Below are 22,361 nucleotides of genomic sequence, written 5' to 3'. Positions count from 1 at the left end.
ATTCTATTTCTCATAAGTTCTAGCTGCGGCTATACTTATTATTAATGTTATCGTAAAGTTCTTTAGGCACTGGTGATTTATAGCCTTCCTCTTCTCTTTGCTCAGTCTTAGGCCACTCCAGGTAGCCGCGCACCCAAGCCCAGGCAAGCCCTAAAGCTAATACCAGAATGAATACCACCATTTCAATTAAAGCAAACCACCCCCATAGCCCATCTGTTTGTTCCACAAGCTCTCCTCTGCCAAATACGGTCGCCCACGGAAACAAAAACACTATTTCCACCTCAAACAACACAAATAGCAATGCTATAATATAAAATCTGATATTAAAACGAGCCCACGCAGAGCTCAATGGTTGTTCTCCACTTTCATAGGTTTGAAGTTTCTCTTCATTGGGTCGGTCAGGCCTGATAATCCATGAGGTCACCAACCCTCCCATAATAAAAAGTACACCTCCGATGAGGAAGATCAATATCTCTCCAAATGCTGAAATCTCAATATCCATTTCTATTTGACTAACATTTATATCAAATATATATCAAAACTGCTAAGAATTTAAGTTTAGCCCTCAGAAGTCACAAGAAATATTGATATAGACTTGAACTATGCCCTTATAAACATAATCAATTTGATTTGCCAATCAATTAGTGACACCTTTACGTTTATAAAATTGATGATCAAACAAAACAAAAAACAGGGAATGAAAAACGACAAAATAATAGACAAACTGAATATTTTACTTGCTGACTACCAGATTTACTACCAAAACCTTAGAGGTTTTCATTGGAACATTCAGGGTAAACATTTTTTTCAGTTACATGACAAATTTGAAGAATTATACACTGACTCTGCTCTGAAAATTGATGATATAGCTGAAAGAATCCTTACTATTGAAGGAAAGCCTTTACACTCATTTAACGATTATATAGAAAACTCAACTATTAAAGCAAAAAAGAATATTCATGATGGTGAAGGGGCTGTTTCTTCTATAATTGATGACCTGAAAAACATCCTTGATCTTGAAAGAGAAATAAAAGAGATGGCTGCCCAAGCCGGCGACGACGGCACCGAGGATTTAATGTCAGATTTCATCGATGAGCAGGAAAAAACGCTTTGGATGATGAAAGCATGGATGAAATAATACCCCCTACATTTGATTTCAATAAAAGCAGCGTATATTTCATCGCTGCTTTTTTATTGAACCTTGAAAGCTCCAAACTATAGATCATCCAAAAAAAATCATATTTTTGCTTTTGACTATTAGAGAATACACCTAAAAAAAAGCATTTTTGGAAGCTAAGATTGATAACTTTTCGTGCTGGATTAAAGACATAAACCCTGAAAGCTTAAAAAAAGATTTTAAGCAAATATTGCTTTCTTCAGGTTTTGGTCTTCTTAACTGTATGGAGCATCATTTTAGTCCGCAGGGCTATACCTGCCTGTGGCTGTTATCAGAAAGTCATTTTGCCATTCACACCTTCCCAGAGGAACACAAAACCTATATCGAGCTGAGTAGCTGCAACTCGGAAATGTATGACAGGTTTCTGGTTTTGCTGGATGAATATAAGGAATGCAAAAATGTGGTAAAATGACACTTCGGAATATAGGTCTACACTTACACCTTCTCATCGCAGCCTTATTACTGGGCACAGCACTTAGGCAGCAATTCGATCTGCTCAATTACTTCTACGAAAACAACCTTGTTGATTGGGCACCTGTATTTTTGATTCTAATCGCATCATTTGCTGTAGCAGTAAAATATATTGACTTGAAAGGATCAGTCTCTGTAGTTATCAGCCTACTATTCCTGGCCACAATATTTTGGGGTTTCGAACTAGTTTTCTGGGTTTATGGATATGTAGATTGGTCAAATATTGTATCATATACTACACTTTCCATATTGGCAGCCACCATGGGTATTTTTATAAAGTCAAGGAATTTTCAGCTAACAATATGGTTTATCCCAATAGCTGCTTTGGCATTTTGGGCTGGATACTACCCGTTGACCAAATGGCTCTTCATACCATTTGCTACGCTGCACCTTCTAAATGATCCGCTTTATGAGAAGTGGAAGAAGTCCGGACTATGGGCAACTGGTATTCTTATAGTTATATTGATCAGTGCCTGGATTCCAAACAATACCAGAATGTATGAAAGTCAAAAGAGATATTACGACAAGGTCCTTTATTCTGCTCAAACTCCATATCACCAAATAGATATAACAACCTGGAAGGGGCATGAATGGTTTTACTATGATAACATCAACCAGTTTAGCTCTATCGATAGAAGCCTTTACTTTGAGCCTATGGTACACCCTGCCATGGAGATTAGCTCTGTCCCAAAAAAAATACTGATCATCGGAGGAGAAAACGGCCTTTTGGTCAATGAAGTTTTAAAACACAAAGATGTAACACAAATTGACCTGGCCCCAGTGGACACAGCTCTTCTCAGTATTTCCACCAAGCTCAACTGGTTCACTAACTTAAATAATCACTCTTTGAAAAGTGATAAACTAAAGGTCAGGCACGGTGAGATTTTTCGCTTACTCGCTTCTGACTCTTCGCAATATGATCTGGTATTTGTAGATGTACCTGACCCTGTTGACATTGAATTAAGCCAATATTACACTGTAGAGTTTTATGAATTATGCCACAAGGCACTAAACGATAACGGACTCCTGGTTACTCAGGCCGGGAGTCCATACCTTGCCACAGTTGCATTCTATACTATAGATTATACTATTAAAGCTGCAAGATTTACCACTTTGCCCCTGCACAACCAAGTACTAACAATTGGTGAATGGGGGTGGATCATTGGAGCCAAAGATATCTCTGAAACCGAACTACACAATAAAGCGCGACAATGTACTTTTGAAGGCCTTAATACCAAATGGATTAATCATGAAGCCATGCAGTTGGTCATGTCCTTCGGAAAGCCTCCAGTACATATGGATACCTTTGATATAAATACGTTAAAAAAACCTGTTATACATGAATATTACAAATCAGGCACGTGGATTTTTTAGCCTATGAAGAAAATCTGGATTTTCAATAAACCAACGGATATCTGGTTACTGAGCTTGCCTGTATGGCTCACATGGCTAATTTGTTTTCTGCTTCCCGAAAATATTCTTCAGCAAAGCATACCACTATGGTTTTGGGTGGTCATAATCCTGGGCATTGACGTAACTCATGTATGGAGTACAATCTTCCGGACATATCTGGATAAAGAAGAGTTTCACTCACATAAAAAATTACTTATAAGTGCTCCATTGATTGGACTAATACTGTTCTTTATTCTGGCCCTATCATCAACCACTTTATTTTGGAGCATTCTTGCCTACCTGGCGGTTTACCACTTCATCAAGCAGCAATACGGCTTTATGCAGATCTATAGAGCAAAATATGGCTTTCTCAATCTTAAAAAACGAATATCAGATAAAACTGCCATTTACGTTGGTATGTTATACCCTTTATTTTATTGGCACATTAACTATGACCGACACTTTAACTGGTTTATAGATGGAGACTTTCTAAACATAAGAACCTGGTTAAACACTGTCCCTATATGGAATGACGTCACCATAAATACGTTCAACCAATTCACCTCCTTCATATACTTCTGTATTCTGATCTTCTGGCTGTTCGAAGAAGTTTATCTTCACATGAACAACAACCTCCGATTTCCTTGGGGTAAAGTACTCTGGATACTGACAACATCAGGTAATTGGTATTTAGGTATTGTTTACTTTAATTCAGATCTGGCATTCTCGCTGACCAACGTTGTTGCCCATGGGGTGCCTTACATGGTTTTGATTTTCTTCTATGTAGAAGGCAAAAGGCAAATCAAATCAAACGTCTCACACATTAAAGCAATTAGCAATATCTGCTTGATGATATTGGCAATATTTGTACTGGCTTATGGGGAGGAATATTTGTGGGATATGTTTTTGTTCCGAGAAAATGAGGCTTTTTTCTCCAAACTATTTTCTTACCCATTTCCTGCTCTGAAAACTTATCTGATGCAAGCTTTGGCCTTGGCAGCCCTTTCGGTTCCTCAAGTCACACATTACATTCTAGATGGATTTATCTGGAAAACCAAGACTAACCCTTATATCAAAACTGTAATTTTACGGTAGTCATGAATCGCAGAGAATTTGTAAAAACCACATCCCTTCTCTCAATACCTATCCTGCTTAAGTCATGCCATTGGCTGGCAACCAGCAAAGGCTTTGATATTGAGGTTAAATCTGATGCCTCTACAGGGCACCTGCTATTGAAAAACAGAGATTTTACTATTAGAAACATTTCTCCTGTAAATACACTGATAGTGGGGGGTGGCATCGCAGGAATGGCTGCCGCATGCAAACTAAAGGATAAGGACTTCCTACTATGTGAATTATCTGAGGATTTCGGCGGAAGTTCCTCCTCTGGCTCGTTTAATGGCAGCCTATTTTCTCAAGGTGCACATTATGATCATGCCTACCCCAAAAACTATGGCCCTGAAGCTCTTCACCTACTAGAAAAGTTAAATATTATAGAGTATTTGCCCTGGAACGAAACCTGGAGTTTTAAAGATCAGCAACACCTGATTAAACACCGCAGAAAAAATCAATGCTATAACAAGGGTACGTTTACTCATGATGTCATATCTAATCAGGAACAAAAAGATCAACTTATAAATCTTATTGCACCTTATTCAGGAAAAATGACACTTCCTGGTCGAATGATTAACTCAGATTATCACTACCTCAATAATATCACCTTTCTCGATTTCATAAAGAGCAAAATATCTGTCAACGACGAATTTATTTGTGGCGTGGATTATCATATGAAAGATGATTACGGAGCGGGGGCCCAACACGTATCAGCTTTAGCAGGCATACACTACTATGCCTGCAGACCATACTACAAGGAGGTTGTTGAACTTTTTTCTCCGCCAGAAGGCAACCATTATTTCATAAACAAAATGATAGACCATGTCGGTAAAGAAAGGCTGCAGCCGAGTCACCTCGTGAGCTCCATCAGCAAGTCAAAAAATGGCTACGAAGTACGCATTATAGATATAAAGCAACAAGTCGTTAAAGTTTTACAAGTCAAGAACATTATCTATGCAGGGCAAAAACATGCCCTAAAGTATATATACCCCAAAGCCGCTCCACTTTTTAAAAATACTATCTACGCTCCATGGATGGTTGTCAACATTGTAGTTGAGAAAAACAACGCCCTGCCTTCTATCGGCTACTGGCAAAACGAAATGCTAACCGATGATAAATCATTTATGGGATTTACAGATTCAATGGCTCAACACCCATCTCCTAACGAACAGCGGATACTAACTGCATATTATTGCCTGCCACCTGACTCAAGGGCTGATTTAATCAATGTTGAAAAAAACAAACAAAAAATAGCAGAAGTTACTATAGCCAGAATCAATGAATATTTTGGGGTTTCAATAGATAAGAATGTCTTAAAGGTTTTCATTAAAGCTATGGGCCATGCCATGCCGATACCTTCTGCCGGGTACCTTTTCAATGATAAGAATAAAATACGCCCTGACAAGAACATGGTATTTGCAGGTGTTGACAATGGCCGACTCCCTCTTTTAATTGAGGCCCTGGACTCTGGTATAATGGCTTCAAAACTGATAGAAGGTTAGTACAAGTCCCACTTCCCTTTAAGGTAATACTTATATAATACAGGGTTGTGGACTTTGTTTACTTCTACAGTGCGCTGGCCATCTGGAAATATTTCCTTACCAAATGAGGTGATTAAGGTCATGGCATCATGATTGATCCACTGTGTTTCGATATCACTATACTTCAAACGCTGTAGTGCGTTTTTAATTTCCTCAGTACTTCCTACCTTACTTCCCAGCACCCACCCCCACTCACCAAGAGTTAAAACCTGGTTATGTAAAGGTACCGTAGCAAACCCTGCTGCCTGCATGGTGGCTTCTATACAATTAAATGCTCTTGCTGCATAATATGGACTTCCAGCCTGCGTAATAATTAGACCGTTGGGTCTAAGTTTCGAGAAACAGAGTCGGTAAAATTCATAAGAATAAAGTCTTCCCAATTCTACAGTCTTGGGGTCTGGAAGATCCACTATTATAACATCAAAATACTGCCGACAATCTTCCAGGTATTTAAAACCATCTGTGTTAATGATATCAACTTTTCTATGGTTCAATGCATTTTTATTCATACGCAGTAGCAATTCGTGCTCTTGCCCCAGACGGGTCATAGCAGGATCTAGGTCAACAAGAGTGACCTGCTCAACCTGATCGTATTTCAAAATTTCCCGAACTGCACCTCCATCTCCACCTCCCATTACAAGTACTTGCTGAGGAGTTTTTGAGAGCTTCATCACAGGATGTACTAAAGGCTCATGGTACATCACCTCATCAACACTACTCAGCTGTTGATTACCATTAATAAATAGCCAAAAGTCTTCTCTGGTCTTGGTTATTACAATTTTTTGATATTTGCTCTGCTCCTGATAAACTATCTTATCCTGGTACCTGGATTCTTCACCGTAGTCTATAATAGGTTTAGCAAAAACGAAGCCCACAACAAGCATAGCAAAAACAAGAAAACTCATACCGGAAAGCTTCAGTTTCAGTCGGGAACCAAGACTACTCCTCAGCATCAGGAAAAGACCGCAAGCCACCATAAAGTTGATACTTCCCAATATGAAAGGAGTATAAGTAAGGCCCAAATAGGGTAACCCAATAAAGGCAAAAAAAACACCTCCCAGCAAACTGCCATAATAATCCTTCTCCATGACAGAAGATACATTAACTCTGAGATCCTCAAATTCATCGTTAAGCCTTATTACCAATGGTATCTCCATCCCTATCAGTAAACCGATGACCACGCTCATGGCATAGATCGCAAAGCCTACATATCCATAAAAAGCTGAAGTGATGTAGGTTATTACAGAAACAAACGCTGCCAGTATAGATAGTGTAAACTCTATATAAATGAAATTTTGGAGCAAATTACTATTGACAAACCATTTGCTCAACCTGCTCCCAAGCCCCATGGAGAATAGCATGATCGAGACTATCATGGTCCACTGAAAAACAGAATCACCCAAAAAATAAGTTGCCAGAGTGGAAAGCACATATTCAGCTACTATACCTGACAATCCGGTGGCGAATAATGCTAGCTTAAGAAGGTTTGACCTTAGTTTCATTTACACTTATAATTTTCGAAGGTCACAAGAATATCTGGTGATAAGTTTTATTTTAAAATGGCAAAAATAAAAAAGCGTAATACATTATTAAAATACATTACGCTATCAATGGAAGCATTTCTAATTTACAAAGACCAGGCAATCAATACTGAACCTCCTATGTAAGCAAAAGCCTCAACTAAAGCCGCTCCGCAGTTTGGGTTTTCCTGATTAATAATTTCATCAGTAAGATTTTGACCGGGCAGTAATATTTTATCCGTTAGCAATCTGGCCAGTGGCAAAAACAGCAATCCGATACCCACATCAATTCCTACATCCTCCAAAGTAATTATCCAACTTTCAAAGTCATGCATCAATGCATAACGAATAAGGTTGGCTATAGCTATTAATGCACCTGCAAAACCTATCCCCACTGCAACATTATCTTTTTCAATGTGTTCGTGAATATTATACGGGGTTATTGCATTGTAAACCAAAGCGGTGATAAAAAGTAGTACCTGTCCCAGCCCCCAATAGGCCAATGCTGTAACAATAGGGCCTCCTTGCCCATGCCCTTCTCCATGAATTGCTCCTAAGATAATTAAACCGGTAGCCACTGCCATAGCACCTTCCACCACACCGGTACCATTATTTCTATCTTCCAGTATTTCTTTTTTTACACTAAAATGTCTGAGTATTAGCTTGTCATTAATAAGGATTGACAAATTGAGAAGTATGATGGAAAGGGCACCATAAATAGCGATATCAATCAAATCATTGACCAATCCCTCACTTTCCCCCATCAAAGCGCTTCCTATAGCCAGTAACAGACCTATAAAATAACCGACATATGCCAGCGAAAAGGCAAAATTATCGTTAACAACCAACTCATGTGACACCTTTACTTTTGGGTGAAATAACTGGTAAACTACTTTGCCAATAAAAAATAAGAAGAAAGCTGCAACAAGATATACTAAAGTTGCCAACAGGCCATCAAGAATGGATATCATAGACATGTTAATTTATATCGAATTTATTTACCGAAACCTCCGCCTCTCGACCTGCTACTAGAACCTCCATATCGAGATCCTGACCTTGAGGTACGGCTGCTTACTCTTTGTTTGAAGCTTGATGTATTGCGACTCCAGGTAGAACTCGGACGAGTGCTTCGGGTATAGGCACTGTTGGTTCCGTAATATGGCCTGCCAGACACTGTGGGCCCATAGTAAGACCTGCCCGATCCGTAATAACGCCCCCTGTAGTCATCATAATAGGATCTCCTAACAGGGTAAGTAGCCAAATTAAACATATGGCTCATAAAAGCATATTGACCATAAAACTGCCAAAAACTACTTCCCCCACTCGTATGCCAGCTTCCATACCTTGCATTGCCAATATAATTATTATACCCTGGAGGATTCACACTCTTTCTTAATTTACCATCTTCACCCCTGGAGGCGATCTCCATCCCCATATCATCAACATGACGAGTGAAATATTCTTTACTAACCTGACTCCAGCCGGTGATATACTCCTCAGGTTTACCAGGCTCTTTTTCCTGTATAACTTTATACTGATGGTAATAATCATGAAAAAAGGTACCCTTTACATCCATATCATGTAATATAATCGAAAACACACGACCGGAAGGCATATCACGTATCAAACCATCTACAGGAGGTTTAGAAAAATCTTTGCCTCCACAACCAAATAACACAAGAATCAAAAAAAGGGAAAGTATGTTATAGCCTTTAACCATAGAATAAAAATTTAGCAGCTAATATAATGACTTTTCATCAATTACCTGGAATGATATTGGATATTTCAAATTCTTTTATAACTTTTCCCACAACAGCATCAAACTCTCTTTCTCCCCACTGGGTTATGGTAAGTATGTTTTCTTCTTCATCATCGTAGTATTCCCAGGCTATCAACTCCTCCCAATCATCCTTCCCTGCACTTACATCATTGAAATAACCGGCGCAATCAGTATGCAAAAAATATTTAATTCCCTCGTAACTCAACTTCTTGGGAGGGTGCTCCATCTCAATGGTTTTATCAATAATATCCTCATCTAGCTTTCTAATTTTTATAGGCTTGGTCACGGTAAGCTCAAGCTCCCCATCATCTTCCACATGCAGATAAACTACCTCATCCCCTGAGTCCAACTTATACTCATCGGTAAAATTATTATTGCCCCAATCATAGCGGTAAACCTCTGTTACCTCCCACGATTTAAGGTTATAATCAAGTATGAAACCTTTATTCAGATTTCTAACATTTAGGTTAGTAACATCATATGATGGCTCAGGGCTCTTCTTTTTAAAGAAATCAAATAATCCCATGATATATTCCGGTTAGTTTAAATTGTCTGACTAGAGTTAAAGATTACTGCAAGCTTTAGCAAAAAGCCCTTTAATGAACAAGAGCTGCTAAGAAAATAAAAAAATTAACCAGTGTCCTGCGAAGACACCGGTTAAGTAGTTATTATATATATTATTGAGAAAGATTAGTCTTTCTTATCCATTCCTAACTTCGCTTTTAAAGCTTCCAGTTCACCTGAGGACTTTACACTGCTACCACCCTCAAGGGCTTTATCTATCTCATCATCCAGGGTTTTGCTTTCATTAGCAATCTCACCGTAGGACTCTGCTAAAGCCTCGTCTTCCGCTACCCTGTCTTTCATTCTCTCAAGCATAGACATGGTGCTGGATGAGTCAATTTGCGCCATTTGCTTGTTAAGCTTTTTTGTAGCGGAGCTCACTTTAACCCTGGCTTTAAGGGTCTTTAGCTCATTCTCATATTTACTTATAGTAGATCTAATCTTTTTTACATTTTGATCCAGCTGAGCCACATTGGACTCGAAATGTGCCTGCTCTCCTTTTGCTCTTTCCACATCTTTCAGAGCCTCTTCCTTTTTATTCAAAGCTTCAGTAGCCAACCGATCAGCTTCAGCCGGGTCAAGCTCTCCACTTTGTGCACGCTTTAATAAAAGTATGGCTTTCTCTTCGTAATCTCTGGCCTTAGCTTCGCTAGCTTTCACCTCATTTCTTGACCGGATTCCCATGGCCTTAACCTCGGCCAAAGCTTGTAAGCTCTTATCCAGATCTGCTTTCAAATCTCGAATACCTTGTTCCGTGAGTTTAATAGGGTCTTCTAACTTATCAATTGCGGCGTTAGCCTCTGCCTCTCCAATCTTAAATAGTCTTTTAAATATTCCCATAGTTTTATTGATGTATTAGTGTATACCTGAAAATTTTATTAGTTCTTTTGAATACTCTCCCAGAAGTAGTGTCAGCGAATTAATTGTCGCTTCCAGCTCATTCAAATCCAGGTTCTGCAGTTCATGTGTATTTCTAAACAGTACTCTTGTACCGGACTCATCTAGCACAAAAGCTCCATGCACTATATCACGACTTTTCTGCATTAACTTTTTATACACATCAGGATCTGACCCTTCCTTGACTTCAAAAACAAACTGTTCTACGATCAAAAGCGGATCTGCTACCACGAGAACCAGGTTATTGATGCCGGTTTCCTCATTTTCAACCATAAAAATGCCATCTTCTTCATTTTCGTAAGTGATGTTATAGTCTAATTCGAGTAAGTAGTCTTTGACCTTGAGGAAATTATTGTCCATAATCAAAAATGGTTTTGGTTTATATTAAAAAAGGTTGTCAAATTTAAAATTTACTATTGTTTTCCTCCTATTTTGACCTAACTAATTTAACCTGAATGCAACTTCTACCAACAGTAAATTTTATATTTAAGCAAATATAATTTATGTTTACGCCAAACATATGCTAAAGGTTTTAGAATAGCAAAAAAAATTAGCAATTCAGTATGTCGTATATAGGAAAGAACATAAAAAAGATAAGAACAGCTAAAAGACTAAGCCAAGCTGCATTTGCTGATATATTTGATATTACACGTGGGAGTATTGGGGCATATGAAGAAGGCAGAGCCGAACCCAAAATTGACACCATCATTCAAATAGCCAATTATTTTGGTATATCAATAGACCTTTTACTAAATAAGGAGCTATCGGTAAATGAGCTTTACAGTTTTGACATACTGACTCAAAAGCTCAATAAAGCTCATGAGTTTGTCTCTAAACAAGAACCCACTTACAGGAAAGGAGGCATAGGCCTGGTCAAGACATCTCATTATGTCGAATACATTGTCAATTGTACAAACAGAGATTTTCTATCGCACCTACCTTACATCGAACTTCCTGTCAATTTTAAGGGTATAACGAGGGCGTTTGAGTTAAATGGTAGTGAAATGGAATATCATCAGAATGGCCTCCACCATAATGACATCCTCCTCTGCCTATTATGGGACAACAGTAAACCCACACCAGGCAATGTGTTTGTAATTGTTCACCAAGATGGGATTTTAACCAAAAGGTTACAATCATGTAATAATAATACCCTTAATTTTGTAAGTGATGACCCCAATTATGCTCCCATAGAACTGACTCTAAAAGATATTAAAGAACTATGGCTGGTTAAAGGGGTGTACAGCACCTACCTGAATCCTCCGAAACTTATTGATGAAAAAGTAATGCTCCTTGAAAAACGACAGGAAGAGCTAGAAAAAAGGATACTAAAATTTGAAAAGAAAAAATAACAGCCAGGTATTTCATCTGGCTCTTATTTAATAGCCATTCCTTAGCTGCTGCACTTTAATAGTTCGTATTTGAACTAGGTCTAGCTTTAGTTAAATAATATTACTACAAATTTTAGCTAATACTACACTTTCTTCAAGGACATAAAAACCCATTAATAAAAGGCAAAACAGGGGAATACTACAGGGCAAGTTTATGCAAGAAAACTGAAGAAGGTCTACATCTGAATGTAAACAAGTTCAGTCAAAAATTCATTTACCAAATGAAGCTTAACGGCTAAGAACTTTATCTCTTTACAGACTTGTCCTGTAAAAACGACCTACAGCCCTCAAAAAAGGTTGACAATTAGGTGGACAATTGCTAACACCCCCTAAATCGTGCAATATTTATATTTATGTTGCAAAACATTTGTCTACCATTCAGTAAGCTAAAAACACTCTCTTGAGGCTGCTCTAAACTATTAGAAAGAATGCCGAAGCCATCTGAATAGGTACAATTTTAAACAGGTAATGTACTCTATTAACTATTACGAATGTACAAGACCTGTTGATAGGGGTTGATAACACAAAAGTCGCGGAAACTATCCGTGAATATTTGGTATAGAGATAATTCATTTAACTAAATTTTTTTTCTGAATGCACCCATAACAAACCATAAGCACTCAAAAGTTTGTCTAGGCTTCTAATTACTGACTGCCGTTCTCTGGTTGGGGGAGAACTATGTCCAGTTTTGATATCACCCCCTGCAGAAGCTAGAACAAGCCTGTGAAGAAGATCATTTCCATCGTAAATCAGAAAGGAGGTACCGGAAAAACCACCACAACATTGAGTTTGGGTGGAGCTCTTGCTTACTATGGCAAGAAAGTGCTCTTGATTGACATGGATCCACAGGCAAGTTTATCGTTTTGCTTAGGCATAAACGAAGTTCACACTGGAGTTGAAAGCCTTATATACAATGAAACTCAGCTCAAGGATACAATAGTAGAAACTGAAGGGCTTCATGTAATTCCCACAACAATCAGGTTGGCGGATGCAGAAATTGATATGCTTAAAATGAACAACAGGGAAAGGATCCTGAAAGACCTTTTAGCGGTGAGCAATTATGATTTTGTATTAATTGACTGCCCTCCTTCTCTGTCCATTTTAACTGTAAATGCACTCGTTGCTGCAGACTTGGTACTAACTCCGGTTTTACCTGAAATCTTAAGCGTAAGGGGATTGGAACTGATCTTAAACACTGTAGACGAAATAAAAAAAAGTCTCAATCATGAATTAGGCATAGCAGGTATACTTCCAGTAATGATCGATAGAAGAAAAAAACTCGACAGAATTATAATAGACAAAATAAAAAGAGAGTATGACATAAATATTTTTCAGTCATGCATACACACAAGTGTACAGTTGGCTGAAGCTCCCATGCACTCTAAAAGCATTATAAGTCAAAAACCAAACTCCAAAAGCTCATCAGATTATCTAAACCTTGCCAAAGAGTTGATGGCAATGAATTATAAATGAGCAAAATATATAAAATGGCCAAAAGAAGAAATAATCAACAGAAATCAATTTTTAATGAGATGGGCGGTAAGCCCGTCATCCAAAAAATGGTTGAATTGCTGCTTGAGAAGATCAAAGCAGACATTCTGCTAAAACCATTATTAAATGGGAATGATGCAATCAACCAGCAAGCTGAATATATTAAATATTTCTCCTTCATTTTAGGAGGGAGATCAACATTCGACAATAAGGCTGATTTTCTATTGACAGATAAAAAACCTGATAAGTCCCAGATCATTGCTATCAATGATCACCTAAAAAAAACACTCAACGAATTAAAAATTAAGAAAACATTTATTCAACAAATTGTAGATGCCACAGATGCGTTCAGGGCTTTTGCAATAAGTGACGATACATTTCCAGAACAAAAACAAAATTTGAACAAGATGGCAGAGGGTAAAAAAGAAACAATTGAAAAAAGTAAAGTAATTTCAAAAAGCAACAACTCCGTTAATTTGACATCCGAAACGATGGCAAAAGAGCTGGCGACGAGCGTTTTTGATCAGCTACCGGCAGACGCTCAGGTAAAAATCAAGGAACTTGACCTTAAAAACAAAATACTGGATGCCTCATGTCTAATCTCCATGACCGACAAAAAGGGCTATATCACCTATATAAATGATAAATTTTGTGAATTAGCGAAATACTCCCGTGAAGAACTGATCGGACAAAATCACAATATAGTCCGTCATCCGGATATGCCCAAGTCTGTATTTAAAGAGGTTTGGGCCACCATTGGCAAAGGCGAAATGTTTAACGGTTTTATTAAAAATAAAGCCAAAGACGGAAGTTACTACTGGGTAGATGCTTACATAGCGCCAATTATGGGTGCTGATGGCAAGCCAGAAGCTTATATAGGGGTGCGTTTTGACATTACCGACCTCATGGAAGCCAAGGATGAAGGCAGTGCATTAAAACAGGCCGTTGATTTGAGTTGGAGTTCTGCTGAATTAGGACCGGATGGAACTGTATTATCTGCCAACGAGAATTTTGTAACTCTAATGGGATACTCGTCAGCAGATGAAATCATAGGTCAGCATCATAAAATATTTTGTACCTCTGAAGATTTGAAGGGTAATAAATGTCAAATCTTTTGGAACGATCTTGGGAAAGGACTCAGCAAATCGGGTGAATATAAACGACTGACAAAAAGTGGCAAGGAGGTCTGGGTAAACTCGGCATTCACACCTGTAAAAGACAACAATGGGAAAATTGTTAAAATAGTAAAAATTGCAGCAGATGTTTCAGAACAAGTGCTTGAGAAGCAAAGAAACCTGCAAATCCTTGAAGCCGCTGTTGACAGTGTAGTAACTATCAACAGTGACAAAACTATTACCTTCTTTAATAAGAAAGCTGAGGAAATGTTTGGCTACTCTCGCTCTGAAGTTCTGGGTAAAAATATCCAAATGATCGTCCCCTTGACCCATCGTCAAAATCATGATCAGTATATTGATGACAATATGCAAACCGGGGTCAATAAAGTCATTGGAATAAGCAGAGAATTTGAGATGACGAGAAAAGACGGCAGCAAATTTTGGGGAAGCCTTTCCCTTACCAAAGTCGAAGTATCAGGCAATTTGCAATATACTGCCTTCATAAAAGATATTACCGAAGAGCGTGAAAATAAAATGAAAGCAGACAATGTACAAGCTGCTGTAGATACTGGTTGGGCCTCGATTGAGTTTGAACCTGACGGAACTATTCTATCCGTTAATGAGAATTTTGCAAGAACACTCAACTACTCCATCGAAGAGCTAGTGGGCAATCATCATCAGATATTTGTTGACGATACTTATGCAAAATCCGCTCAATATAAAAAGTTCTGGAAAGACCTGGCCAATGGTGAAGTTCAGGCCGGAGAATTTGCCCGAATAACAAAAAACGGAGAATTAGTATGGCTTAATGCTTCCTATACACCTGTAACAGACAGTGAAGGCCATGTAATTAAAGTCATCAAAATTGCTAATGACATCACTGACATGGTCGATGCCAGGAAAACAGGTGAAAATATACAGGCAGCTGTGGATACTGGTTGGGCTTCGATTGAATTTGAGCCTGACGGAACTATTCTATCTGTTAATGAGAATTTTGCAAGAACACTCAACTACTCCATTGAAGAGCTAGTGGGCAATCATCATCAGATATTTGTTGACGATACTTATGCAAAATCCGCTCAATATAAAAAGTTCTGGAAAGACCTGGCCAATGGTGAAGTTCAGGCCGGAGAATTCGCTCGAATAACAAAAAACAGAGAATTAGTATGGCTTAATGCTTCCTATACACCTGTAACAGACAGTGAAGGTACTGTAATTAAAGTCATCAAAATTGCTAATGACATCACTGACATGGTTGATGCCAGGAAAACAGGTGAAGATTTACAAGCAGCTGTGGATACTGGTTGGGCTTCGATTGAGTTTGAGCCTAACGGAACTATTCTATCTGTTAATGAGAATTTTGCAAGAACACTCAACTACTCTATTGAAGAGCTAGTGGGCAATCATCATCAGATATTTGTTGACGATACTTATGCAAAGTCTGCTCAATATAAAAAGTTCTGGAAAGACCTGGCCAATGGTGAAGTTCAGGCCGGAGAATTCGCTCGAATAACAAAAAACGGAGAACTAGTGTGGCTTAATGCCTCCTATACACCTGTAACAGACAGTGAAGGCCATGTAATTAAAGTCATCAAAATTGCCAATGATATCACTGACATGGTCGATGCCAGGAAAAAAGGCGAAAATATACAAGCAGCAGTAGATACTGGTTGGGCATATATAGAATTTGATATCGACGGAACTATCATAGAAGCCAATGACGCTTTCCTAAATACGCTGGGTTATAACAACATCAAAGAAGTGAAAAATCAACATCACAGCATTTTTGTTGACAGCACTTACGCATCAAGTATGGAATATACTAAGTTCTGGAAAGACCTGGCACGTGGTGAAGTACAAAATGGAGAGTTTGCCCGAATAAAGAAAAATGGAGAGACAGCATGGCTGCAAGCGGCATACACGCCTATCAAAGACGACAACGGCCAAGTGGCAAGGGTCATTAAAATTGCTACGGATATTTCAAAGATCAAAATGCCCGTTCTTGCCGTAAGCGACATTGTTAACAAACTCGCTGAGGGAGATCTTACCAATGAATTTAATATGGATGCTGATGGGTATGTAAAGGAAATGGGCGAAGCGCTTAACAAAGCACTTGAAAACCTAAATAGCCTATTGTATACCATAAACGAAGTCTCTACACAGGTCTCTGATTCCGCCGACAATTTGCAGGACAGAAGCCAAAGCATGAAAAACAACACTAATGAAATGGCTTCCGCCATTGCACAGATGTCAAGAGGAGCTCAGGATCAGGCTGAAAAAACAGATGAATCATCTAACCTGTCACAACAAGTGTTGACCTCTGCAGAAGAAATGGAGAAGCGAGCCGAAATGATCAACAAAACGGCAGAAGATGGACAAAAGAGCTCTGAAAACGGGTTGAAAATTGTCAAAACACTTGTTGAAAACATGGAGGGAATAAGCTCTTCGGCGAGTCTCACCTCTGACTCTATAGAAGTACTTACCCAAAGAGCAGAGGAAATAGGTAGAACGCTGAATGTAATAACTGACATAGCTGCTCAAACCAACCTACTCGCTCTAAATGCAGCCATAGAGGCAGCAAGGGCTGGTGATGCTGGCAGAGGCTTCGCCGTTGTAGCTGAAGAAATCAGGAAACTGGCCGAAGACTCAAGAAAATCCGCCGTGGATATAGAAAAGATCATTGCAGATGTTCAGAAGGACACGCAATCCGCCGGAAAGGCCATTGACACTATGGGAGAAAGTGTCAAACACGGAAATGCTGCCTCTTCAGAAGTAGAAACAATCTTTAAAGAGATTGCCGCTTCCAGCGAAGTAACCTTTGACTACTCCAGAGAGATCCTGAACTCAGCCAAAGGGCAAAAAGATGCCATAGACTCAGTAGTGAAGAATATAGAACAAATTGTAGTAGTAGCCGAAGAAACTGCTTCCGGTACTCAGCAGGTAGCCAGCAGCTCTCAAGAGCTAGATACCAGCATGGAAGAGATCACCGCAGCAAGTGAACAACTCGCATCGGTTTCTACTGAGCTTCAAGCCAGCGTAAATCAATTTAAGTTAAGAGAAACCAAAGCCAAATTGTAAGCGCATGCAGGATAAGAAGGAAAGCAAATTAAAACAAGAGATGGAGCATACCGGGGAATCTCTGCAACTGATTGTATTTAAGTTAGGTGAAGAGGATTACGGTATCCATATCTCTCAGATAAAAGAGGTCGTCTTGACTCCAAATATTACTAAAATGCCACAAACCCCTCCATATGTAAAGGGCGTAGCCAACATCAGGGGTAACATTATTGGCATTATGGATCTGGAAGAAAAGTTTGGGATCAGGCCAGGCATTACGACGGATGAGGTTAACCAAAGGAGCAATTATACACTGGTGATTGAAAGCGATACCTTCAAAATGGGAGCTCTGGTAACTGAAGTACCAAACACCTTAACAATTGACGCTTCTGCTATTGAGGAAGAAGTAGATCTTGTACATGATAAAAATGTTGATACTGGATACATCAAAGGCATTGTCAAGTTAGAGGGGCAACTGGTTATTCTGATTGATATATTCAGAGTATTGACTGAAGATGAAGCTGAAAAAATTGAATTAGCTCAAAATGAGACCAGCTAAAACTGATACAACACGATATGTTTTATCTATGGGAGAATCAAAGGTGGTTTCAGAATCAGGACAGATCATCTGCTTTGGATTAGGGTCTTGTATCGGAGTTTTTTTATATGATAAATTCAAATGCATCGGTGCAGGGGCTCATATCATGCTTCCGGATCGCCCTGATTCCCAGAATAACCTTATAGATAATTTAATACAAGAAATGCTGAACGTGGGCTGCAACGCGCTAACCATTCGTGCCCGTCTGGTTGGCGGTGCGGATGTTATGAAAATGAAAAGTTTCCAAATAGGAAGAAAAAATATTGATTATATACGAAAGAAATTGAGTAGTAACAAAATAATGATCCAGGCTATGGAAGTAGGAGGAAGTAAACACAGAACCGCCAGAATGGATATTCAATCCGGGACATTATGGGTGAACTCAGGAAGAAAATATATCACAATCTAATTAAGCTTTAAAAATGAATAAGAGTGTGCTAATAGTAGACGATTCTCTCTATATGAGAACACTAATCAAGGATGCTTTACAAGGAGCAGGGTATCAAATAGCAGGAGAAGCCGCCAATGGAGAAGAGGCCATTGATCTGGCTTTTGAGCTGGAGCCTGATATTATTACACTGGACAACATCCTTCCGGACATGATCGGTACCGATATTTTAAAAGTATTCAAGGAAGAAGGGTTGTCGTCAAAAATAATCATGATCAGTGCCGTTGGTCAGGATTCCGTAATAAGCCAGGGTTTGGACCTCGGAGCACTGGCATACATTGTAAAGCCCTTCACATCTGAAACTTTATTAAGTACGATATCCCAGAATATAAAGGAATGACAGGTGAAAAGGATTAAAACCCTGCTAATAGAAGATTCAGGCCTAATGCGCATAATGATATCCGACGTTTTGAGATCCGATCCTACTATTGAAGTAATAGGCACCGCTAATAATGGAAAGGACGGGGTTAGAAAAGTTAAAGCACTACGCCCCGATGTAGTTGTTACTGATATGCTCATGCCTCATTATGATGGGTTATATGCAGTAAAAAACATCATGAAAGAGACTCCAGTGCCTATTATTTTATTAAGCTCATTAGGGAAGAACAACCGGGAGGTTTTTGAAGCCTTGAATACAGGTGCTTTTGACTTTATTGACAAACCAACAAGCAGAGATTCAATACAGTTTAAAAAGGACCTTAATAAATTAATACAAACAATCAAGGCCGCCAACGAAACGAACCTGGCCTTATTAAAAAAAAACGTTAGCAGGGTAAACCACCAAGTTCATTCTTTTAGCAATGCTGCAATGTATAGCATTCTGGTCATTGGTGCCTCTACAGGAGGACCAAGTGCGGTCAGTACAATCCTTGGTCAATTACCTATCAACCTTCCCATCCCGGTGATCATTGCGCAACACATGCCAGAACGTTTTCTGGTATCTTTCGCAGAAAGATTAGACAGCCTGTTACCTTTCGAGGTTCAACTTGCAAAAAAGGGTGAACGCCTTAGATCAGGTGTTATTTACATTTTGCCTGGTGATGGAAATATGGAAGTTGCCAATCAAAATGACCTGTCTGTTTTTAAATACTCAGACAAAATATATAAAGAATATGACCGTCCATCTATCAATTGTTTATTCGAATCAGTGGCTGAGGTTTATGGCTCTAAAGCTATAGGAGTAATACTTACAGGCATGGGTAAAGATGGCAGCCAGGGTCTGCTAAAAATAAAACATCAAGGTGGATTGACTATAACTCAGGATGCCTTGTCCAGTGTGGTATATGGCATGCCTAAAGCCTCCGTTGAACTGGGAGCCGCAGATTATGTAGTTAAACTAAACGATATTCCAGGCTTTTTAATGAGTTGCTTTTAAAGTATTGAATACAAAGGATCATGAACAGATCCTCAAAACAGACTAAATATGTCAAAAGAAAACGAATATAGGGAAATATTTCTTGCAGAGGCGGTGGAAAGTCACGAGGAACTCAATCGTCTGATCACTGAGCTTGAAAAAAAGCCTGACGATAACAAACCTGTTGATGCCATATTCAGAATTACACATACATTAAAGGGAAATGCATCTGGAATGGGTTTTAAGACCATAGCCGATTTTGCTCATGTGGTTGAAGATATTTTTAGCGCAATCAGAGAAAAAAAATTAGCACTGGATGAGCAGATCTTTAGTAGTCTGTTTAAGTCAATAGATGTTCTGGGAGATTTGATCCATTCCGTTAAGACTGGAGCTAAAGTCCAATACAGAGGAATAAAAACCAAGCTTGAAGTCATTTTAAAGTCATTAAAGGAAGGAGAACAATCAGCCCCTGAAGATAATGAAGAAGCTAACTCAAATACTGATCCCTCAACTAAAGATCACTCGATTACAACTGTGTCTAACCAGAACAGGATAGCCCCCAGTGACCATGCTGCAAACACGGTTCAAAAGGAGAGCATGAGCGAACCGGAACCTGAGGAAAATGCCAAGATCATTTTTTCTGACCATGTACAGGTACCAGTACGAAAGCTCGATAACCTGCTGAACCTGGTAGGAGAGCTTGTAATAGAAAGGGACAGGATTATCGGACTGAATGCTGAAAACATGGGGGGCAATGAATACTCAAGACTAAATAGAATTTCGTCAGACCTACAGTATTCTGTCATGGATGTCCGCCTGGTTCAAGTAAGCTTTCTGTTTAACAAGTTCCACCGAATAGTCAGAGACACTGCCAATCAGGAAAATAAAAGTGTATCCCTTACCCTGAAAGGTACTGAAACTGAAATCGACAGAAATATCCTTCAAATTATTAGTGATTCACTAATACACCTGATACGAAATGCGATAGGTCACGGAATAGAATCCATTGTAGACCGTAAAAATGCTGGAAAGCCCGCCGAAGGACACCTTACACTAAAAGCAATAAGCGAAAGTGACGCTGTAATTATTGACGTAAGTGACGATGGACGTGGAGTTGACGCCCAGAAAATCAGAGAAAAGGCCATACAAAAAGGTATTCTCACTGAAGCAGAAGCAAAAAACTTCAGCGATGATGATATTGTTTTAATGATTTTTGAACCTGGCTTCAGTACAGCTGATAATATTAGTGAAATATCAGGCCGAGGTGTTGGTATGGATGTAGTAAAAAAAGCCCTTGATTCCATTGGAGGTACCATTTCAATTAACACTCACAAAGGGGTGGGAACAACATTTTCTCTAAGGATACCAGCTTCAATGGCAGTAAAGGGTACGCTACTATTTGAATTAAAAAATATAACCTATGCCATTCCTCTCTCCTACACGGAAGCGGTATTATCTATCCACAAAAAGGACATTTACAAAGTGAGCAATGGTCTGGTAACCTCCCATTTAGGAAAAACTATCCCACTGGTTTTCCTGAAAGATATATTCGAGCTGTCTTATGCCAATTTAGTAAATGAATCAAAAATCCTCCACAAAACATACGACAGAACCTCAGCTGAAAAAGCTTTAAACATAGTTATCGTATCATACAACAGCAGGGTTATGGGGATAGCGGTAGATAAACTGCTACAGCAGAAGGAAATAGTAGAAAAACCACTCTCAAAACCTTTTGACAATTCAAAAATGATTAATGGAGTCACCATCCTCGGCAACGGTCATGTTTGTCCAGTTCTGAATGTAGCAACCCTATTTAATCTGATATTCATCAGAAATTATACAAACAAAAAGAATTAGCTAACTGCAATAAATAATAGAAAAGATGGTAAGCAATGAAAAAATGATTATCAAAAAAATATTTGAGAAGGGATATCAACATGCTGCCCGTTCATTTTCCCAATTGGCCGGCCTGGAAATAAAAAAGGGGATATTGGCCATTGAACTTTTCAATAAAGCAAATCATTCACCGTATGAAATGCCTTTTAAGCAGAAATTCACCATACTACGCACAAAAATATTTGGCGAAACCAATGGTGAAAGTCTATTGATACTCAGTGAAAGTGAACGAAAATTTATAAACTCCAAAAGCCCAATTCCTGCTAGTACTTCCGTCTCAATTGATGAACCAGAATTTCTTCTGGAGTTAGATAATATTATATCTGCTTCAACTATAACAGAAATATCCAATTCACTCAATATCAGTATTTATGGAGGTGTTCCTGATCTTTTAACAAATAGAGGAGATGACCTCAACAACTATATTCACGATGGTAAATACCCTATTCTCATTAAAGGGTATTTTGATTTTGAAGGATTTGAAGAAGTAAAACCTACATTCATCTTCAGGATGAGTGAAGAGTTTTTAGGAGTTGCCAAGCACATAAATTAATAC

21 protein-coding genes are annotated in these 22,361 nt (G+C 38.8%); 14 read left to right on the top strand and 7 right to left on the bottom strand.

The genetic code is table 11. From position 1 onward, the window contains the following. Nucleotides 1-19 precede the first annotated feature (19 nt). A complete protein-coding gene (locus JMN32_RS12450; protein ID WP_202856653.1) occupies nucleotides 20-502 on the bottom strand; it encodes an NADH-quinone oxidoreductase subunit A in 483 nt (160 codons plus the stop codon). Between the two features lie 195 nt (nucleotides 503-697). On the opposite strand from JMN32_RS12450, the gene JMN32_RS12445 reads away from it, so the two are divergent. The 5 genes from JMN32_RS12445 (at nucleotide 698) to JMN32_RS12425 (ending at nucleotide 5,655) form a co-directional block, all read left to right on the top strand. Then, nucleotides 698-1,138: a Dps family protein gene (locus JMN32_RS12445; RefSeq protein ID WP_202856652.1), complete on the top strand. Its 441-nt coding sequence runs from the start codon at nucleotides 698-700 to the stop codon at nucleotides 1,136-1,138. 148 nt (nucleotides 1,139-1,286) lie between these two features. After that, complete coding sequence (locus JMN32_RS12440) at nucleotides 1,287-1,589, top strand: S-adenosylmethionine decarboxylase family protein (RefSeq protein WP_202856651.1); 303 nt, start codon at nucleotides 1,287-1,289, stop codon at nucleotides 1,587-1,589. Beyond that, on the top strand, nucleotides 1,586-3,022 hold the full coding sequence (locus JMN32_RS12435) for a spermine/spermidine synthase domain-containing protein (RefSeq protein WP_202856650.1): 1,437 nt from the start codon (nucleotides 1,586-1,588) through the stop codon (nucleotides 3,020-3,022). Before JMN32_RS12440 ends, JMN32_RS12435 begins: the two co-directional genes overlap by 4 nt. A 3-nt stretch (nucleotides 3,023-3,025) precedes the next feature. Continuing rightward, on the top strand, nucleotides 3,026-4,135 hold the full coding sequence (locus JMN32_RS12430) for a hypothetical protein (protein ID WP_202856649.1): 1,110 nt from the start codon (nucleotides 3,026-3,028) through the stop codon (nucleotides 4,133-4,135). Nucleotides 4,136-4,137: 2 nt separating this feature from the next. Then, on the top strand, nucleotides 4,138-5,655 hold the full coding sequence (locus JMN32_RS12425; RefSeq protein WP_202856648.1) for an NAD(P)-binding protein: 1,518 nt from the start codon (nucleotides 4,138-4,140) through the stop codon (nucleotides 5,653-5,655). On the opposite strand, the gene JMN32_RS12420 is transcribed toward JMN32_RS12425, so the two are convergent. The 6 genes from JMN32_RS12420 to JMN32_RS12395 form a co-directional block, all read right to left on the bottom strand. Continuing rightward, nucleotides 5,652-7,196, bottom strand: coding sequence for a polyamine aminopropyltransferase (locus JMN32_RS12420; protein ID WP_202856647.1), 1,545 nt, complete (start codon nucleotides 7,194-7,196; stop codon nucleotides 5,652-5,654). The genes JMN32_RS12425 and JMN32_RS12420 overlap by 4 nt on opposite strands. A gap of 125 nt (nucleotides 7,197-7,321) precedes the next feature. After that, nucleotides 7,322-8,185, bottom strand: coding sequence for a DUF350 domain-containing protein (locus JMN32_RS12415; RefSeq protein WP_238354446.1), 864 nt, complete (start codon nucleotides 8,183-8,185; stop codon nucleotides 7,322-7,324). A gap of 23 nt (nucleotides 8,186-8,208) precedes the next feature. After that, nucleotides 8,209-8,934, bottom strand: a complete 726-nt coding sequence (locus JMN32_RS12410; RefSeq protein ID WP_202856646.1) for a hypothetical protein — start codon at nucleotides 8,932-8,934, stop codon at nucleotides 8,209-8,211. Between the two features lie 37 nt (nucleotides 8,935-8,971). Then, nucleotides 8,972-9,520 carry a DUF4178 domain-containing protein gene (locus JMN32_RS12405; protein WP_202856645.1) on the bottom strand — a complete coding sequence of 183 codons (549 nt, stop codon included), beginning with the start codon at nucleotides 9,518-9,520 and terminating at the stop codon, nucleotides 8,972-8,974. 164 nt (nucleotides 9,521-9,684) lie between these two features. Further along, nucleotides 9,685-10,398: a PspA/IM30 family protein gene (locus JMN32_RS12400; RefSeq protein ID WP_202856644.1), complete on the bottom strand. Its 714-nt coding sequence runs from the start codon at nucleotides 10,396-10,398 to the stop codon at nucleotides 9,685-9,687. Nucleotides 10,399-10,413: 15 nt separating this feature from the next. Then, a complete protein-coding gene (locus JMN32_RS12395) occupies nucleotides 10,414-10,815 on the bottom strand; it encodes a YbjN domain-containing protein (RefSeq protein ID WP_202856643.1) in 402 nt (133 codons plus the stop codon). A gap of 203 nt (nucleotides 10,816-11,018) precedes the next feature. Between JMN32_RS12395 and JMN32_RS12390 the strand changes: the two genes are divergently transcribed. The 9 genes from JMN32_RS12390 (at nucleotide 11,019) to JMN32_RS12350 (ending at nucleotide 22,358) form a co-directional block, all read left to right on the top strand. Further along, a complete protein-coding gene (locus JMN32_RS12390; RefSeq protein WP_202856642.1) occupies nucleotides 11,019-11,807 on the top strand; it encodes an XRE family transcriptional regulator in 789 nt (262 codons plus the stop codon). A 762-nt stretch (nucleotides 11,808-12,569) separates the two neighbouring features. Then, nucleotides 12,570-13,319, top strand: coding sequence for a ParA family protein (locus tag JMN32_RS12385; RefSeq protein ID WP_202856641.1), 750 nt, complete (start codon nucleotides 12,570-12,572; stop codon nucleotides 13,317-13,319). 14 nt (nucleotides 13,320-13,333) lie between these two features. After that, nucleotides 13,334-17,530 (top strand): PAS domain S-box protein, encoded by a 4,197-nt coding sequence (locus JMN32_RS12380; RefSeq protein ID WP_202856640.1) that lies wholly within the window; start codon nucleotides 13,334-13,336, stop codon nucleotides 17,528-17,530. Nucleotides 17,531-17,534: 4 nt separating this feature from the next. Beyond that, nucleotides 17,535-18,068 carry a chemotaxis protein CheW gene (locus JMN32_RS12375; RefSeq protein ID WP_202856639.1) on the top strand — a complete coding sequence of 178 codons (534 nt, stop codon included), beginning with the start codon at nucleotides 17,535-17,537 and terminating at the stop codon, nucleotides 18,066-18,068. Continuing rightward, entirely contained in the window at nucleotides 18,055-18,516 is a 462-nt protein-coding gene (locus JMN32_RS12370) for a chemotaxis protein CheD (protein ID WP_202856638.1), read from the top strand. The genes JMN32_RS12375 and JMN32_RS12370 overlap by 14 nt, the downstream gene beginning before the upstream one ends. Nucleotides 18,517-18,529: 13 nt before the next feature. Next, a complete protein-coding gene (locus tag JMN32_RS12365; protein ID WP_202856637.1) occupies nucleotides 18,530-18,895 on the top strand; it encodes a response regulator in 366 nt (121 codons plus the stop codon). 3 nt (nucleotides 18,896-18,898) lie between these two features. Further along, entirely contained in the window at nucleotides 18,899-19,930 is a 1,032-nt protein-coding gene (cheB, locus tag JMN32_RS12360) for a chemotaxis-specific protein-glutamate methyltransferase CheB (protein WP_202856636.1), read from the top strand. Nucleotides 19,931-19,978: 48 nt separating this feature from the next. After that, on the top strand, nucleotides 19,979-21,766 hold the full coding sequence (locus JMN32_RS12355) for a chemotaxis protein CheA (protein ID WP_202856635.1): 1,788 nt from the start codon (nucleotides 19,979-19,981) through the stop codon (nucleotides 21,764-21,766). Nucleotides 21,767-21,809: 43 nt separating this feature from the next. Next, nucleotides 21,810-22,358 carry a hypothetical protein gene (locus tag JMN32_RS12350; protein ID WP_202856634.1) on the top strand — a complete coding sequence of 183 codons (549 nt, stop codon included), beginning with the start codon at nucleotides 21,810-21,812 and terminating at the stop codon, nucleotides 22,356-22,358. Nucleotides 22,359-22,361: the final 3 nt, after the last annotated feature.

This window comes from Fulvivirga marina (genome assembly GCF_016775155.1).
GTDB classification, from domain to species: Bacteria; Bacteroidota; Bacteroidia; order Cytophagales; family Cyclobacteriaceae; genus Fulvivirga; species Fulvivirga marina.
Note: the sequence above shows the minus strand (reverse complement) of the source record. Positions and strands in the feature narration are given on the sequence as shown.

Bases quoted from the DNA above. Each gene is read 5' to 3' on its own strand.
- JMN32_RS12365 (WP_202856637.1), top strand. From the start codon at position 18,530: ATGAATAAGAGTGTGCTAATAGTAGACGATTCTCTCTATATGAGAACA.
- JMN32_RS12400 (WP_202856644.1), bottom strand. From the start codon at position 10,398: ATGGGAATATTTAAAAGACTATTTAAGATTGGAGAGGCAGAGGCTAAC.
- JMN32_RS12375 (WP_202856639.1), top strand. From the start codon at position 17,535: ATGCAGGATAAGAAGGAAAGCAAATTAAAACAAGAGATGGAGCATACC.
- JMN32_RS12425 (WP_202856648.1), top strand. From the start codon at position 4,138: ATGAATCGCAGAGAATTTGTAAAAACCACATCCCTTCTCTCAATACCT.
- JMN32_RS12355 (WP_202856635.1), top strand. From the start codon at position 19,979: ATGTCAAAAGAAAACGAATATAGGGAAATATTTCTTGCAGAGGCGGTG.
- JMN32_RS12415 (WP_238354446.1), bottom strand. From the start codon at position 8,185: ATGATATCCATTCTTGATGGCCTGTTGGCAACTTTAGTATATCTTGTT.
- JMN32_RS12405 (WP_202856645.1), bottom strand. From the start codon at position 9,520: ATGGGATTATTTGATTTCTTTAAAAAGAAGAGCCCTGAGCCATCATAT.
- JMN32_RS12450 (WP_202856653.1), bottom strand. From the start codon at position 502: ATGGATATTGAGATTTCAGCATTTGGAGAGATATTGATCTTCCTCATC.
- JMN32_RS12435 (WP_202856650.1), top strand. From the start codon at position 1,586: ATGACACTTCGGAATATAGGTCTACACTTACACCTTCTCATCGCAGCC.
- JMN32_RS12420 (WP_202856647.1), bottom strand. From the start codon at position 7,196: ATGAAACTAAGGTCAAACCTTCTTAAGCTAGCATTATTCGCCACCGGA.
- JMN32_RS12430 (WP_202856649.1), top strand. From the start codon at position 3,026: ATGAAGAAAATCTGGATTTTCAATAAACCAACGGATATCTGGTTACTG.
- JMN32_RS12350 (WP_202856634.1), top strand. From the start codon at position 21,810: ATGATTATCAAAAAAATATTTGAGAAGGGATATCAACATGCTGCCCGT.
- JMN32_RS12395 (WP_202856643.1), bottom strand. From the start codon at position 10,815: ATGGACAATAATTTCCTCAAGGTCAAAGACTACTTACTCGAATTAGAC.
- JMN32_RS12370 (WP_202856638.1), top strand. From the start codon at position 18,055: ATGAGACCAGCTAAAACTGATACAACACGATATGTTTTATCTATGGGA.
- JMN32_RS12445 (WP_202856652.1), top strand. From the start codon at position 698: ATGAAAAACGACAAAATAATAGACAAACTGAATATTTTACTTGCTGAC.
- JMN32_RS12410 (WP_202856646.1), bottom strand. From the start codon at position 8,934: ATGGTTAAAGGCTATAACATACTTTCCCTTTTTTTGATTCTTGTGTTA.
- JMN32_RS12380 (WP_202856640.1), top strand. From the start codon at position 13,334: ATGGCCAAAAGAAGAAATAATCAACAGAAATCAATTTTTAATGAGATG.
- JMN32_RS12390 (WP_202856642.1), top strand. From the start codon at position 11,019: ATGTCGTATATAGGAAAGAACATAAAAAAGATAAGAACAGCTAAAAGA.